Source organism: Arthrobacter sp. NPDC058127 (genome assembly GCF_042884555.1).
Lineage (GTDB): Bacteria > Actinomycetota > Actinomycetes > Actinomycetales > Micrococcaceae > Arthrobacter.
The window spans coordinates 519,137-533,141 of record NZ_JBHVTT010000002.1 but is presented as its reverse complement, the minus strand read 5'-3'; the positions used below and the strand labels follow the sequence as shown (position 1 = coordinate 533,141).

The window sequence follows — 14,005 nt, the reverse complement described above, 5'->3', positions numbered from 1 at the left end:
TCCGTTAGTTCCGGGCCCCAAGGGCCGCGTGGTTAGCCCACTTGCCCGGAAATTTCCGGGTAGCTTTGGGCGTAGATGTCTTTGACGATCCTGAGTGATTTTTCGGCTTCCGCGGGGCTGATCCAGAAGGGAGCAGGATCCCCGAGCTTGGCATAGAAGTCCTTGATCAGGAGTTCGTGGGATACGCCCCAATACGCGCGCCCACCCGATTCCACGGCCCGTTCCGCGATGGTTTCCACAGTGCCGTCGGTGTAGCTGACAATGAGGTCGCCCCGGAGGCTTAGCGTGGCCTTTTCGGTCACGATATCCAGCGTCACCGGTGCGTTGGTGGCGTTCGCCAGGGTGGCGTAGAAGACGCTGGTGGCACCATTGGCGTGCCCGGCGATGAATTCCGCCGTATCCTCCACCTCGATCACGCCGCCCAGCGAGCGCGTGGAGGCGTGACCCTCCACCTTGGTCACGTCACCTACGAGCCACTGGAGCAGGTCCACCGTGTGGATGGCCTGGTTCATCATGAGGCCGCCGCCTCCTTCGGCCCAGGTGCCGCGCCACGGCCTGTCACGGTAGTACTCGGCCGTCCGGTGCCACATCACGGTTGCCGAGGCGCCGAGAACCTGGCCCAGCCCGCCGTCGTCGAGCAACCTCCGCATGGCCTGCGACGTCGCGTTGTAGCGGTTCTGGAAACATACAGCGATCTTCGCGGTGCTCCGTTCAGCCGCCTCGACCAGCCGCCGCCCCTCTTCAAGGGTGTGGGCGAGGGGCTTCTCGACGATCACGCTGACGCCGCGCCCAAGACAGTCCGCAGCCAGCGAGGCATGCAGGTGGTGCGGAGTGCAGATATGCACGACGTCGGGCCTCACCGATTCGAGCATCTCCAGGTAGTCCGCGTAACCCGGCACGCCGTAGGCGGCCGTTGCCGCCTGGAGACGACCGGCGTCGGTGTCGCAGACCGCCACGAGTTCAACGTCGTCCATTTTGGCGATTGCACCGAAGTGCACGCTCGATACATCGCCGCAACCGATGACTGCTGCTGTAGGCATTCTTCTCCCTCGAAAGATGTTTTCCTTTGAACCTACAGGCCCTCAGGCGAGGGCAACACCGTTCTTGGCTGCGAGTGCCGCAAAGGCCCGCGCTGCAGCGCCGAAGGCGACGGGTCCGGAGAATCCGCCCAGCTCGTGGGTGCTTGCAAGGTGCGGTTCCAGCGATGCGAAACCGGCAAAGCCATCGGCCTTGAGCGCGGCGATGGTGGCGTCCAACTCCCCGTCGCCTTCCCCTGCGGGCACCACTTCACCCGTCCCGCTGACAGCATCCTTGACTTGGAAATACTCCAGGTAGGGGCGCAGCACGGCGTAGCCCTCCGTGTACGGCTTGACGCCCACCTGGACAAAGTTGGCGGTGTCCCACGCAACGCGCAGCGCGGGTGAATCGACAGTCTCCATGATGTCGAGGACGCGCTCGGGCGTGTCGCCGTAGATGCCCTTTTCGTTTTCGTGCAGGAGGACGACGCCGGACGCGGCCGCCTCGTTCGTAAGTGCGGTCATGCGCTCCATGACTGAGTCGCGGATATCTTCCGGGCTCTGCCCTTCGGCTCGGTAGAAGGAGAAGATGCGGATGTATTTGGTGTCGAGCCCCTTGGCCACAGAAACAATCTGGCGCAACCGCGCGAGCTCATGTTCCACGGGAATACTGACGTCGACCTTGCCGATCGGACTCGCGACCGCGGAAACCTTCAGGCCCTTCTCGTCCAAGATGGCTTTGAGGCGCTCGACCGTTTCCGGCTCGAGTTCGGAGACATTAGTGCCCCACGCGCTGCGCACTTCGATATGGCTGGCACCGAGGGCCAGCAGGACGGCTGCCTGGACCACGGGATCGGGATCTACTTCGTCGCCGAAACCGGACAGGCTCCACACGGCATTGGTTTCAGTCACGGAAATCTCCTTTGGATCCGTTCGCCCGCACGGCGGCAAATGGCGCCAAATCGTAGTTCGCGGGCATGCGTTCGCCTCGAGTCTAGCCAGATTGACACAGCTTGACAACCGATTGCCAAATATTGGCAACAATCATGGCGCGCCCCGCGAACTAGAAATCGGGTCGACTGGTTTGTTTTGCAGGGGCGACGTCCGTATCCTCTCAAACACGGACGGGGACCCTCATGACTGATCAAATAGCTCGCAGCTCCGCGAGGCTCTGGAATCGCGACTTCAGCACGCTGTGGTGGAGCGAAGCGGTATCGTTCTTCGGAAGCCAGCTCACCCTGTTCGCGATTCCCATCGGGGCGCTCCAACTCCTTGACTCATCCGCATCGGACGTTGCGTGGATAAACACGGCAGCAGGATTGGGAACCGTGTTCTGTCTCGGGCTTTTGGGACCCTGGACCGACAAGGTGTGCAGGACGCGGTTCATGTCCCTGATGTCGGGACTTCGAGCACTGGTCCTCAGCGCGATGGCCGTTCTGTTCCTCACGGGAAACCTGTCACTGCTCGCCCTCGTGATTGCGGCCTTCCTTGTGTCTGGACTGACCGGGCTCTACGACAGCGCCTTTGCAGCTCTCCTCCCGAGTGTCGCCCATCGTTCCAAGCTGACGACGGCGAACACCTGGGTCGCGGGAATCAGATCCGCTGGCGACATTGGTGCTGGAGCGACGGCCGGAATACTCCCGCAGCTACTCTCACCTGTGGCCCTCTTTATTTCGGATGCGGTCACGTATCTAGTGTCAGCGCTGGCGATTGGCCAGATCCGGGAAGATCGGCAGGCGTCGGAAACATTCACTTTCAGGAATTGTTTCTTGTCGCTGGGTTCAGGATTCGCAATTCTCGTCCGGGATCGCGTGATGTGGCCAGTCACCTTGTCGATTGCCCATTTCAACCTATTCACCACGGCGATCCAGTCGGTCTATGTCACGCATGCACTGCGGAGTGGATCAATGACACCGGCCGAGATCGGAATCGCCGGAGCACCCGGAGGAATCATCGGCCTACTCTCCATGCTGATCGCGCCGCGGGTATGGGATGGATTTCGGCCGGTTCAGGCACTCATGGCAACTTTCATGCTCCCAGCTCTCGCAGGCCTCGGCATGCTCTTACTCACGCCTGGACACATCGTCGCGAACGTACTTCTCCTCGGACTTTCGCTCGGTTTCTGGGCGTCTTGCGTGATGGTCAACATCACCGGAACCGAAACACTCAAACAGCTTCTTATTCCCCACGAAGCCCTCGGAAGATTCTCTTCCGCCAGCAGGGTCCTCACGTGGGGTATCGACCCGATAGGCGCAGCTGTGGCCGGTGTTCTAGCCCTGTTCCTTCCGACCGGTGCCGTACTCGCCGTGGCGAGTTCCGGCGTCGTGATTTCAGCCTGTTGGATTGCCGCCTCCGCTGCCGTTCGGGAATTGCCGCTCCTGTCCGAGATCGAACAGCGCCGCGAATGAGCCGTCGTCAGGCCGGCGCTCCCGGGGCCTGGCCGCCAAGAGATCCGCTGCGATCCGCTATGGCACAGGGGCCAACGTGCTGCCAAGATGGGCTCCATGGACCCTCTTGACCTGGCGACACCCACTCTGGCCAAACCGGTTGTGCTGGTTGTCATGGGCGTTTCCGGCTCCGGAAAGTCCACGGTTGCCGCCCTCCTTGCAGGGCGGCTTGGCTGGCCCTTCGAAGAAGGCGATGCCTTGCATCCCCAAACAAACATCGACAAGATGGCAGCTGGACATCCGCTCACGGATGAGGACAGATATCCCTGGCTGGAGAAGGTTGCCGAGTGGGTCGACCAGAGGCTGGATCATGGGGAAAACGGCGTCATCACTTGTTCGGCGCTCAAACGGTCTTATCGAAACATTATTAATCGCCGAGGTTCAGGCGTCGTCTTCGTTTTTCTGTCCGGGACGCCCGAGACTATCAGCGCACGGCTGGCCGAACGCCACGGCCATTTCATGCCCGCCAGTATGTTGGGGAGTCAGTTCGCGGACCTTGAGGAACTGTCCCCGGGTGAGCCCGGAATCCGGATCGACGTTGGTCCGGCTCCAGGAGTGATTGCCCAACAAATCATGGACAAGTTCGGCCTGCGGCCGAGCGGAACAGGACGAGAACCATGAACGGAATCTCCATCCTCAGCAGGCCCCTCGCCGGGGTAGCCACAGACGCCACCACGGACGCGATGCATCAGCCATGGACCGCCCACGATACCCAAGTACTTGTGGTGGCCGCCGTCGGCATCGCGATCGTCGTCTTGCTGATCGTCTGGGCAAAGATGCATGCTTTCCTGGCGTTGAGCATCGGCGCCCTCTTCGTCGGCATCGCCTCGGGTATCGCCTTGGACAAGGTGACCACCTCCTACGAAAACGGGGTCGGCGGCGTGCTGGGCTACGTCGGTGTGCTCATCGCGTTGGGAGCCATGCTGGGCAAGCTGTTGGCTGATTCCGGCGGCGCAGACAAGATCGTGGACACGCTTCTCCATGGCCGGCCTGCAACGCTGCCTTGGAAGATGGCGCTCATCGCCGGCATTATCGGCATCCCCATGTTTTTCGAGATCGGGCTCGTGCTACTCATACCCGTTGTGATGCTGGCCGTGCACCGTTCCAAGGGCCCGGCAATGCGTCTTGGCATTCCGGCTTTGGCCGGCTTGTCGGTGCTCCACGGGTTCATCCCGCCACACCCGGGCCCGTTGGCCGCGATCGGCATCCTGCACGCCAATGTGGGTGTGACCCTCGCGTTTGGACTGCTCATAGCCATTCCGACCGTCATCATCGCAGGTCCCCTCTTTGGCCGTCTCGCCGCACGGATCGTGCCGATCGGAGCCGCAGGTGCTGGCCTCGCCGTTACCGTTGGAGCCGGCGATAGCGCCGAGCCGGCCAGGTCGCAAGGCCCCGGCGCAAAAGCCGCAAGTTCGCGCGGCGACGCACCCGTAGGCAAGGCCCAAGATCCGCAAGCGACTCGCAGCCCGTCCTTTGGCTGGACCCTGGTGACCCTGCTGTCGCCGTTGGTGCTCATGCTGATCAAAGCCGGGGCAGACATTTGGATGGACAAGAGCGCACCGCTCCGGCCCTTGCTGGACTTCATCGGCGATCCGGTCTTTGCGCTGCTCGTGGCGGTGCTTCTGGCAATGGTGACCTTCGGTACACGGGTCGGTTTCTCCGCCTCCATCCTGACGAAGAAGATCGGCGAGAGCCTGTTGCCGATTGTCGGGGTGATGCTGATCGTCGGCGCGGGCGGCGGCTTCAAACAAGTACTCGTCGACGGCGGTACCGGAACCGCGATCGCCAAGATCGCGGTAGCTGCCAGCCTGTCGGCCCTGGTACTGGGCTGGATCATCGCAGTACTGATTCGCCTCGCCACCGGCTCGGCGACTGTTGCTACGGTCACGGCCGCCGGAATTATCGCACCCCTGGCAACCGGTTTGTCGCCGGCTCAGCTAGCCCTGGTTGTGCTCGCCATTGGTGCCGGATCGCTATTCTTCTCCCATGTGAACGACGCGGGCTTCTGGCTGGTCAAAGAATACTTCGGACTGACAGTGGGGCAAACGATCAAGACCTGGTCAGTCATGGAAACCATAATTTCCCTCGTCGGATTCGGATTCACGCTGCTGCTATCCGTTTTCGTCTAGTTAGGACCGGCAAGACGAAGGCCCTCCAATCCTGCGTTTCCGCAGCTCGGAGGGCCTTCACGGCGTCAGCTGCCGCGATCGGCGCTAGAGCGCGGCACGCGCCTCGTCGGCATTCAGAAGCCTTCCACCAAGCCCGCCATTCTGGTGAAGGTCCCCTCGCATGAGCTCTAGCCTGCCGGCAGCCTCGATTCCTCCGGCTTTGACCGGATCGAAACCAGCGATACGAATGAGCCTCTCCACCGTTTCGGCCGCCGCGTCGTCGTCGGTTGAGTAAAACAGAACTGCCCGCTCGGATGGCCGGTTGGCTGCCGAGGCTAGGGCGTCGGCGCCCAGCGTGCCGAAGGCCTTCACGAAGTGAGCACCCGCAGGGAGCAGATCTGCCACGATCGAGGCTGCTGATTGGCCCTCCGGCAGCGTAGTGGTATAGCCGCCGTGGCCATCAGGTCCGATCGGGTTGGTCGGGTCGATTACCACTTTGCCGACCAGCGCCTCTGACAATTGGGAGATGAGTTCCTTCTCAGTGTCGAGCCAGACGGCCATCAGGACAGCATCAGCCTGTGACACGGCATCGACGACGCTCGCCGAACTCGCCAACGCGCCGAGCTCGGCGGCCAACGATTCAGCATGGGATTCATCGCGGGCCGCCAAGACGACAGGCTCGCCGCCCTGAACAAGATGGCGGGCGACACTGGACCCGATGTTACCGATTCCAATGATTGCAGTTGTCACGTCAACCTCCAGATTATGGTGAAAGACCCCTTGGCCTAGTGGTCTATTTGTCGTGAGATTGGGCAAGCTCCCCCGCTACGCCAGAGTGCCCTGTTCTGATGGTACGACCTGCTACTAGTGGTGTGTCTCAGTTTTGTTTGATGGTTTCGAGGGCGACGCGGCCGCGGGCTACTTTCTTGAGGATGGAGTCTGCGGTCGCGGTCCAGACCAGTGGTTTGGGTTCGGTGTTGTGAGCTGCGAGATACCTTTCGATCTTGCTGATCAGATCCGGCACGGAATGGAACGCTCCGCGGCGCAAGGCCTTGTCCGTCAGTTCGCGGAACCAGCGCTCGACGAGGTTCAGCCAAGAGGACGAGGTCGGGGTGAAATGCAGCTGGAACCGGGGGTTCCTCGCCAGCCACGCCTTCACGTCCGGGTGCTTGTGCGTGGCGTAATTGTCCAGAATCAGGTGGACATCCAGGCCCTGCGGGACTTCCTTGTTGATGGTCTTCAGGAACACCAGGAATTCTTCGTGGCGGTGCTTGGGCAGGCACGAGCCGATCACTTTTCCGGTCGCCACGTCCAGGGCCGCGAACAAGGTGGTCGTGCCGTTGCGCTTGTAGTCATGCGTCATCGTTTCCGCCCGGCCCTTTGTCATCGGCAGGGACGGCTGCGTGCGGTCCAGGGCCTGGATCGAGGATTTCTCATCCATGCACAGCACGATCGCCTTCTCCGGCGGGTTCAGATACAGACCGACGACATCAATGAGTTTTTCCTCAAAACGCGGATCGTTGGAGAGCTTGAAGGTATCCACCCGATGCGGCTTCAAGCCCCTGGCTGCCCAGATCCGCTGCACCTGCGCCGGGGACACCCCGACCCTCGCTGCCATGGTCCGAACCGACCAGTGCGCCTGCCCTGCGGGCCTGGAATTACGCGTCAGATCAACGATCTCATCGATCTTGGACTGCGGAATCACCGGCTTGCGGCCCCGGCCGGAACGCACCTCGCCCAGGTGGGCCAGGCCCTCTTCCTCGAACCGGGCCCGCCATGACCTCACCGTCCCCGGGCTCGTCCCGGCGACCTTGGCAATCGACTCATTGGCCAACCCCTCGGCGGCCATCAACAAGACCTGCGCCCGTTGAACCTCGCGATGGGACGCCGTCTGCGATTTCGAAAGAACCTCCAATGCCGCACGTTGACCATCAGAAACCACCAATGCCGGAGCCGGATTCGTCATATCCCAAGCTTAACAGGACACCACAACGCTATTTTGGAGACACACCACTAGCGGGCAACATAGGGCGCTTGTCGGCGCAAAAATACAGGAGGCCCGGAGATGCTATTGAGTACTGCCGGGGCGGTTCCCGACGTCGGTCGGCCGCAGCCCTACGAGGTTTCCGGCACGCCAGCGGACCGGACGCTGCGCCGGATGATGCCCAACTGCTCGAGCTGGGCCGACATCCCCGCACCGTCCGGAGAGTAGATCCAAGGGATCCCAGGGGTGGGCTGAGCTGCGGACTTCGACCGCCCGCCTGCGAGCACCGCTTCGCCCACCGAGAGCTGACGGATCGCGATGGCCCTGACGTTCTGCGGATGGCATTGGGCGAACTCGGCGTAGATCGCCTCGTCGTGCTGTCCGTCGTCGCCAACCAGCAGCCACTTGACGCCGGGGAACTCCGCTGCGAGACGTTCCAGAGAGGTCCTCTTGTGCTCCTGGCCGCTGCGGAACCAACGGTCGGGGGTGGGACCCCAGTCGGTCAGGAGCTTGGGACCGGCGGGATACAAATTGCGGGACAGGAAGCGCGACAGCGTCGGAGCGACGTTCCACGCTCCGGTCGACAAGTACACCACGGGCGCCGACGGCGCCGTCCTCACGATCCGCTCGTACAGCACAGCCATGCCCGGCGTCGGGGTCCTCGCGTGTTCGTCGAGCACGAAGGTGTTCCAGGCGGCAAGGAACGGGCGGGGCAGCGCCGTGACCATCACGGTGTCGTCGATGTCGGAGACGACACCGAAGTCTGTGTCGTCTCCGACGATCTGCACTGGGGCCTCCACGATCCTGGATCGCCCGGATTGTACGGAGATTGTATGCCAGCCGGCGTCGAGGGCTACCGGGAGACGCGCGTCAACCACACCTCCACGGTCGGCTTCGACGTCATGGACGGTGCCTGCGATGGTCACGCGCACGGCGGCGTGTGCCACGGGCGCACTCGTGAAGTTGCGCCAGCCGCGCATGCCATCCTGCAACGGTTTGAGCGCACATTCCTGAGCACCGCTCCCGGTGTCCCGAAGATCGCTACGGACAACGCGCGCCAACACCCGGACCCAGGAAGTGGTGCCGTAACCGGTATAAGGGATGACGGTCTCCACGCGGCCGCGCCGGATCGCGAGACGCGTCTGGAACCTGAGCCAGGCATCGTCGAGTCTCAGGGCGAGATGGCGGCCGGCGCTGCTCGTCGGCGTCGGGCTCCCGCCTTCTCGACTGTCGGACGGGGTAGATGGCTTCACGGAACGGGGACACATGGGTTCAGTCTGACATGGGCAGAAGATGACCGGTTCCTAAGGCCGTCTGCGAACGGCACTCAGGTGCAGCACCATATGCACGACCCTCAGTACGCCCAGGAGTCTTTCTCCCGTGATGAATCCGCCGTAAAGTCCGCGGTAGGCTCCGTCCTGGGCCGTGCAACGAACACCTGGGGGCTTTTTTATGTCGCGCATCATGCGGTTCGACCACGTCGGTGTCACCGTTCAGGACCTCGACCACGTGACGGCGTTCTTCGTTGGACTCGGGCTTGAGATCGAGGGCCGGACATTCGTGGAGGGCGACTTCATCGACACTGTCATAGCGATCCCTGATTCCCGTACGGAGATCGTCATGTTGCGGACGCCTGACGGAGGAACAGGGGTGGAGCTATCCAGCTTCGTCCGGCCAGATCCGGTGCCGGGATCGCCCGCCGCGATGGCCAACGAACTCGGACTGCGCAGTTTGTCCTTCGAAGTCGATGATCTTCAGGCGCACGTCGACCGGCTGGCTGCGGAGGGATACGGACTGGTCGGTGGCATCGGCCAGTATGAGGGAGCCTGGCGTATGGCGTACGTGCGCGGTCCAGAGGGAATCATCGTGTCCCTGGCTGAGCGGGTGAGCTGACGCGGAGCGCGGATCCTTCCACGGCACACGGCCTCCGGGCGCCAGATCGGGCCAATGCCTGATCACCTGCCAGGAGAATTGCCGCCCCAACGATCGTGCTCAATCTGCGTGGGCTCACGACTTCATGGAGGGCGGGCCGTCGAGAGACATGACGGGGCAATTTCGTTTCATGCATTCCAAATGCCACTTTTGTCCTGTACTAATAAGTGGACTTATCAATCGCGAGCGGCCTATGCCTGGCTCTCACATAATTTGGGGGATAATTTGAAAACCATCCGATCTCTTGGCCGCTCCACCCAAGTGGGCTTGGCCGCTACACTGCTGATGGTTATTTTGACCTTTACAACAGGCGCCCCCGCTGTATGGGTTCTGCTCCTTTTCGTTTTCCTCCTCGTCACGGCCTTGTACACTATGGTCACCGGACGGCGGTCCTGGGCCCATCTCCCGGGCCGCAAGATGGGCCTCGCGGCATTTGCGGGATGCCTGGTTATCGGTTTCGTCGCCATGGGCGGCGCCGTCGCCGCCACCCCGATTGCGCCGGCTTCGCATGTGCAGCCTTCAATCTCAAGCCAGCCCTCCACTGCTCCAGCTTCAATTTCGGCAAGTCCGAGCCCGTCGGCTTCAGATATTCCCACCACGAGCCCAGCCGTGTCGCCCAGCGTGACGCCCACTCCGACACCCGCGCCGTCTCCGACCCAGATCATCTCTACCGAGCCAACTACAGCCGCAGTCGTACCCGCAGCACCTGCGGCACCCATCGTTCCGGCAGCACCCCCAGCCCCAGTAGCGCCGCCGGCCGCAGTACCCGCCGCCCCAGCAGCGCCGCCGGCTCCAGCTCCTGCTCCAGCCACAAACTTGGTGCAAGGGGTGATCCCTGGTGCTTTCTGCCCAAACGCCGACGTTGGAATGCAAGGAATTTCCGCCGCAGGCAATATCTACACCTGCGGAGGCAAGGGCCCGGACAAGAATGGCCATTATCACTGGAACTCATAGGGAGAGCTCAGCGGGCTTCGCATTCCGCGAGAGTGTTCGGCTTGGAAAGCGGCCCTCGCTCGATTACGCAGTTTGCGCTTCCGCATAGCAACTGGAGAAACTTCCCCTCCGCCCGCAACAGTCAAACCTTCAACGATTACTGTCGCCTGCGGCATGTTTTCATCAAAGCCTGGGGTCTTCGCTCACCTCGTTCGGCACCGCCCAGTCATTCCGCCGCCGCATTGCCTGGTGCGGGAACGTGCCCCGCGGATCCCGGTGACCGGGGAGGTCCATGACCAGATCCAGGTCGACGATCCATGGACACCCGTCGGATTCTGCTGGATCATTCTCTTCGCCGAAGTTACCGGTCCCGTGATTCCGCGGGCCCGGGATTTGTCCATTCGAATGATTGAGCAGAATCCGACATCCCAGCGGAGGTGATCCCGGGACGGACATGACCAAGCCCAGGGCCGAGCGCTACAGCAAAAGCTGGGCGACACGCCAAATCCACGTCGACACCCGTATTCAGGTGTCGACAGGGATCTAGCGCATCCCCGGGTAATTTGCGCGTCGAGAGGTCGCCACATAACCCGGGTTATAGGACAAAACGTGTGTATGGGAGGGGCTTGCTTCCCAGTGTTGGCGGGCGAATTTCGGGATAGCTAAGCTTCGGAAGCTTAGGGTGGCTGGGGTGCTTGCATATCTCTGGAATGTCTGGTCTGCGGTCGGGCGCTGGTACGGAACGGAAAAACGGCCGCGGTTAAGCAGCGCTACCGGTGCCTAGGCTGCGGGGCCAGCCGCTCCGGTGAACGCCAGGACGTCAGCAGACGCTCCGAACTCGAGGCGTTCCTTGGCTGGCTGACAGGCACCTCCAATCAGTCATCGCTGACCTCGTTCGGCGCCGCCCGGCCATTCCGGCGCCGCCCGGCCTGGTGCTGGAACGTTGCCCCGCGGATCCCGGTGACCGGGGAGGTCCATGACCAGATCCAGGTCGATGGGATCTACGTCGGTTCGTGGTGCTGCCTGATCGCCGTTGGGCGGCGTTGCTTGGGCGCTTTCCGGCCCCGCGGGTCGTGATCACCGACGATGGTTCCGGGATCGCGGCGGCCCTGTCGGAGTGCTGGTCCGAAACAGCGGTGCAACGCTGCCTGGTCCATGTCCAGCGCAACGTCCGCACCTACCTGACCGGTCGGCCCAGGACCGAGGCGGGCAAAGCATTGCTTCGGCTGGGACGGGCCCTGACCAGGATCCACGCCCCGGCGGAAGCGGCGGCCTGGCTGGCAGCGCTCCATGACTGGCACCAATAGCACGGGGCATCGTCAAGCCCGCACCTACCGGACCACGACTGCGATGGTCCCGGGATGGGTGCGGCCGAGCCAGTCCTGGTGGTACACGCACGACAGGCTCCGCAAGGCCTACCGGCTCCTGGAACGCCTCGGCCAGGCGGGCACGCTCCTTACCTACCTCGAAGGCGAATACGCCGGACTGGACATCGCCTCGACGACCAACAGGATCGAAGGCGGCACGAACGCCCAGCTCCGGCTCCTGCTGCGGGCACACCGGGGCATGAGCCAGGAACACCAGAAACGTGCCATCGAGTGGTACCTCTACCTGCACAGCGAACAGCCCCTGCCGCCGGCCAAACCCATGGAAACCCGCCACCACCGACCGCCCAAGACCAAAGCCACTACCCCCACGCAGCAGCACCCCGGCCCAGAGCTCTACAGCACCGGGCTCAGCGCCGAGGAAGGCCTGTGGCGCCGCGCAGGCTGGCCAGGACGTTCATGACACACCCGGGATTTACACACGCTTTGGCCTATAACCCCAAGAAAGGCCCTCCCACCCAACGTTTCCGCAGGTCGGAAGGCCTTCACTGTGGAGCTAAGGAGATTCGAACTCCTGACCTCTTCGATGCGAACGAAGCGCTCTACCAACTGAGCTATAGCCCCTGGTCAACTGTGCGTTGCCAGTGTCCCTAGGCTACAAACTATCTTCGCGCTTTGCCAACCAAGACTCGAACGTGTCTATCCCCGTACGCTGGCTTGGGACCAAATTCAGGCCTTTCCGAAGATATTCGCCCATCGCACCCGGCAACGGCACCTCCACGATCCGACCGGCATGTCCCGTAGTAGTTTTTCGCCAGATCTCAGCGAGTTCACGCATGGTTCGGATGTCCGGACCGCCGATGGTCCGTGTCCGGTGTCGCTCCGTTGAAGGCTCCCCCATGCCTTCGGCAACTAACTCGAAACGCCACGTCTGACGGCGAAATAGTTTGAAAGCGCGCGCCCTTGAAGACAGGGATCAGGCGGACTTTGGCCCCGGCTTGGAAAACCGCCGCCACCAGGCTGTGGAACTGGGTGGCCCGCACAACAACCGTCTCAAGCTCCGACGTCGCGTAGACCCGCTCTTTGGCTGCTTTGGAGATATAAAAGGCCGCCGCGCTCCTGTCGCAGTTGATGATCGAGAGGAGAACCGCCTTGCGAACGCCGGCACCGGAGGCTGCGGCAAGCAGGCGTGCGCCGCCGTCGGCGTAATTCTTGCGGGCCTTCCCGAACTGCCCTTCCAGGCAATCGATCACGACGTCGGCCCCGCGGAGGGCTTCCGCGAGCCCAGCGCCTGTGGTGACATCAGCCTGAAAGTAGCGGGCGCCGTCGTGATGGGCTCGTGACGTGCCCGACGGCGGGCGGCGGCTCAGCACCGTCACGTCAAGTCCGGCGTCGAGCGCCAAACGGACGACTTCACGGCCCACTTGTCCCGTGCCACCTGCCACGCAGACGGTAGTCAAGGGAGGCTATGCCCGGCGGCGCTGCAGAACGTCGTCGAGGTTGCTGAGGGCGCTCTGAGGCTTGCCGTGCTGCGCCTGGACCGCCACGACCGCGGCCGGCGCGCTGGCCGGCTTCAAGGCGGGCTTGCCGAGGGGCTTGGGAGCCTCAGGCAAGTCGAGGGGTTCCGGTGCCGGTCGAGGCGCCTTGGCGGCGTCGACGTATGTTGGTTTGGGCACGTCCACGGGCTGCCATTCGGATTCCTTGGATTCCGCCGTAAACCGGACCGTGTTGTCGCCGGCGGCGACGGCAACGTTGAGGGCAGCCTGACGAAGTTCGACGGCGGTCAGGCGCGTCGACTCACGTGCGTGGGCTTCGGCGTCGAAAATCTTGGTGGCCGGGCGGTCCGATGCTGGAAGACTTACGCGGGGACTCTCAACTGTGGGACCCATTGCATTGCGGAAGGCCCTGTTCATCCTCGCCCTGCGATCCCTGATGGCCAGCCGGCGAAGCAGGAAGACGGTCCCGACCACGCCGACGATGGATACCAGTGGCACCCAGGCCGAAACGAGGCCCAGGATGCGCAACACGCCGGAAACGGCCGCCGTGAGCAGCATGAGAAGACCGGCGAGGGCAAGAGCGCAGCGCCCGTATCTGATTTTGAAGGCCCCCGCATCCGATGCAGCATCACGCCGTTCGCCGGCGTCGGCCGAGACCTCGGGCAATGCGGTAGGGGTGCTCTGCATGGTTTCCATTGCTTTCTCCTGCCGAGGGGTGATTGACAGAACCACCCCGGCTTGCAGTTCATGAGCGTCTTCGTCGA

At 62.8% G+C, this 14,005-nt stretch carries 14 protein-coding genes and 1 tRNA gene; 7 read left to right on the top strand and 8 right to left on the bottom strand.

Translation table 11 applies throughout. From position 1 onward, the window contains the following. Positions 1-32 precede the first annotated feature (32 nt). Together ACFVTG_RS05870 and ACFVTG_RS05865 are read right to left on the bottom strand one after the other, a co-directional pair. The gene (locus ACFVTG_RS05870) at positions 33-1,040 is read right to left on the bottom strand and encodes a Gfo/Idh/MocA family protein (RefSeq protein WP_390278859.1); all 1,008 of its coding nucleotides are present in this window, start codon (positions 1,038-1,040) and stop codon (positions 33-35) included. A gap of 42 nt (positions 1,041-1,082) precedes the next feature. Beyond that, the gene (locus tag ACFVTG_RS05865) at positions 1,083-1,928 is read right to left on the bottom strand and encodes a sugar phosphate isomerase/epimerase family protein (RefSeq protein ID WP_390278857.1); all 846 of its coding nucleotides are present in this window, start codon (positions 1,926-1,928) and stop codon (positions 1,083-1,085) included. A 224-nt stretch (positions 1,929-2,152) separates the two neighbouring features. On the opposite strand from ACFVTG_RS05865, the gene ACFVTG_RS05860 reads away from it, so the two are divergent. The 3 genes from ACFVTG_RS05860 to ACFVTG_RS05850 all read left to right on the top strand — a co-directional run bounded on the left by ACFVTG_RS05860 (position 2,153) and on the right by ACFVTG_RS05850 (position 5,592). Continuing rightward, positions 2,153-3,424 carry an MFS transporter gene (locus ACFVTG_RS05860; protein WP_390278855.1) on the top strand — a complete coding sequence of 424 codons (1,272 nt, stop codon included), beginning with the start codon at positions 2,153-2,155 and terminating at the stop codon, positions 3,422-3,424. Positions 3,425-3,520: 96 nt separating this feature from the next. Further along, positions 3,521-4,084: a gluconokinase gene (locus ACFVTG_RS05855; protein ID WP_390278853.1), complete on the top strand. Its 564-nt coding sequence runs from the start codon at positions 3,521-3,523 to the stop codon at positions 4,082-4,084. Between the two features lie 62 nt (positions 4,085-4,146). Then, entirely contained in the window at positions 4,147-5,592 is a 1,446-nt protein-coding gene (locus tag ACFVTG_RS05850; protein WP_284751712.1) for an SLC13 family permease, read from the top strand. A gap of 84 nt (positions 5,593-5,676) precedes the next feature. On the opposite strand, the gene ACFVTG_RS05845 is transcribed toward ACFVTG_RS05850, so the two are convergent. From ACFVTG_RS05845 to ACFVTG_RS05835, 3 genes are all read right to left on the bottom strand, one after another. After that, positions 5,677-6,321, bottom strand: a complete 645-nt coding sequence (locus tag ACFVTG_RS05845; protein WP_390278851.1) for an NADPH-dependent F420 reductase — start codon at positions 6,319-6,321, stop codon at positions 5,677-5,679. A 127-nt stretch (positions 6,322-6,448) separates the two neighbouring features. Beyond that, positions 6,449-7,537 (bottom strand): IS630 family transposase, encoded by a 1,089-nt coding sequence (locus tag ACFVTG_RS05840; protein WP_390278849.1) that lies wholly within the window; start codon positions 7,535-7,537, stop codon positions 6,449-6,451. A gap of 149 nt (positions 7,538-7,686) precedes the next feature. After that, a complete protein-coding gene (locus ACFVTG_RS05835) occupies positions 7,687-8,823 on the bottom strand; it encodes an App1 family protein (protein WP_390278846.1) in 1,137 nt (378 codons plus the stop codon). A gap of 184 nt (positions 8,824-9,007) precedes the next feature. On the opposite strand from ACFVTG_RS05835, the gene ACFVTG_RS05830 reads away from it, so the two are divergent. The 4 genes from ACFVTG_RS05830 to ACFVTG_RS05815 all read left to right on the top strand — a co-directional run bounded on the left by ACFVTG_RS05830 (position 9,008) and on the right by ACFVTG_RS05815 (position 12,208). Next, a complete protein-coding gene (locus tag ACFVTG_RS05830) occupies positions 9,008-9,448 on the top strand; it encodes a VOC family protein (protein ID WP_390278844.1) in 441 nt (146 codons plus the stop codon). Positions 9,449-10,669: 1,221 nt separating this feature from the next. Further along, positions 10,670-10,861: a hypothetical protein gene (locus ACFVTG_RS05825; RefSeq protein WP_390278842.1), complete on the top strand. Its 192-nt coding sequence runs from the start codon at positions 10,670-10,672 to the stop codon at positions 10,859-10,861. A 572-nt stretch (positions 10,862-11,433) separates the two neighbouring features. Continuing rightward, entirely contained in the window at positions 11,434-11,727 is a 294-nt protein-coding gene (locus tag ACFVTG_RS05820) for a transposase (RefSeq protein ID WP_390278840.1), read from the top strand. Then, positions 11,711-12,208 (top strand): hypothetical protein, encoded by a 498-nt coding sequence (locus ACFVTG_RS05815; RefSeq protein WP_390278838.1) that lies wholly within the window; start codon positions 11,711-11,713, stop codon positions 12,206-12,208. The genes ACFVTG_RS05820 and ACFVTG_RS05815 overlap by 17 nt, the downstream gene beginning before the upstream one ends. Positions 12,209-12,296: 88 nt before the next feature. On the opposite strand, the gene ACFVTG_RS05810 is transcribed toward ACFVTG_RS05815, so the two are convergent. From ACFVTG_RS05810 to ACFVTG_RS05800, 3 genes are all read right to left on the bottom strand, one after another. After that, positions 12,297-12,369, bottom strand: a tRNA-Ala gene (locus ACFVTG_RS05810). Positions 12,370-12,575: 206 nt separating this feature from the next. Beyond that, positions 12,576-13,205: an SDR family oxidoreductase gene (locus tag ACFVTG_RS05805; protein ID WP_390278836.1), complete on the bottom strand. Its 630-nt coding sequence runs from the start codon at positions 13,203-13,205 to the stop codon at positions 12,576-12,578. Between the two features lie 6 nt (positions 13,206-13,211). Next, positions 13,212-13,937, bottom strand: a complete 726-nt coding sequence (locus ACFVTG_RS05800) for a hypothetical protein (RefSeq protein WP_390278834.1) — start codon at positions 13,935-13,937, stop codon at positions 13,212-13,214. Positions 13,938-14,005: the final 68 nt, after the last annotated feature.

Coding starts and splice junctions, on each gene's coding strand:
- ACFVTG_RS05840 (WP_390278849.1), bottom strand. CDS start 7,537: ATGACGAATCCGGCTCCGGCATTGGTGGTTTCTGATGGTCAACGTGCG.
- ACFVTG_RS05830 (WP_390278844.1), top strand. CDS start 9,008: ATGTCGCGCATCATGCGGTTCGACCACGTCGGTGTCACCGTTCAGGAC.
- ACFVTG_RS05850 (WP_284751712.1), top strand. CDS start 4,147: ATGCATCAGCCATGGACCGCCCACGATACCCAAGTACTTGTGGTGGCC.
- ACFVTG_RS05815 (WP_390278838.1), top strand. CDS start 11,711: ATGACTGGCACCAATAGCACGGGGCATCGTCAAGCCCGCACCTACCGG.
- ACFVTG_RS05800 (WP_390278834.1), bottom strand. CDS start 13,937: ATGGAAACCATGCAGAGCACCCCTACCGCATTGCCCGAGGTCTCGGCC.
- ACFVTG_RS05855 (WP_390278853.1), top strand. CDS start 3,521: ATGGACCCTCTTGACCTGGCGACACCCACTCTGGCCAAACCGGTTGTG.
- ACFVTG_RS05860 (WP_390278855.1), top strand. CDS start 2,153: ATGACTGATCAAATAGCTCGCAGCTCCGCGAGGCTCTGGAATCGCGAC.
- ACFVTG_RS05835 (WP_390278846.1), bottom strand. CDS start 8,823: ATGTGTCCCCGTTCCGTGAAGCCATCTACCCCGTCCGACAGTCGAGAA.
- ACFVTG_RS05870 (WP_390278859.1), bottom strand. CDS start 1,040: ATGCCTACAGCAGCAGTCATCGGTTGCGGCGATGTATCGAGCGTGCAC.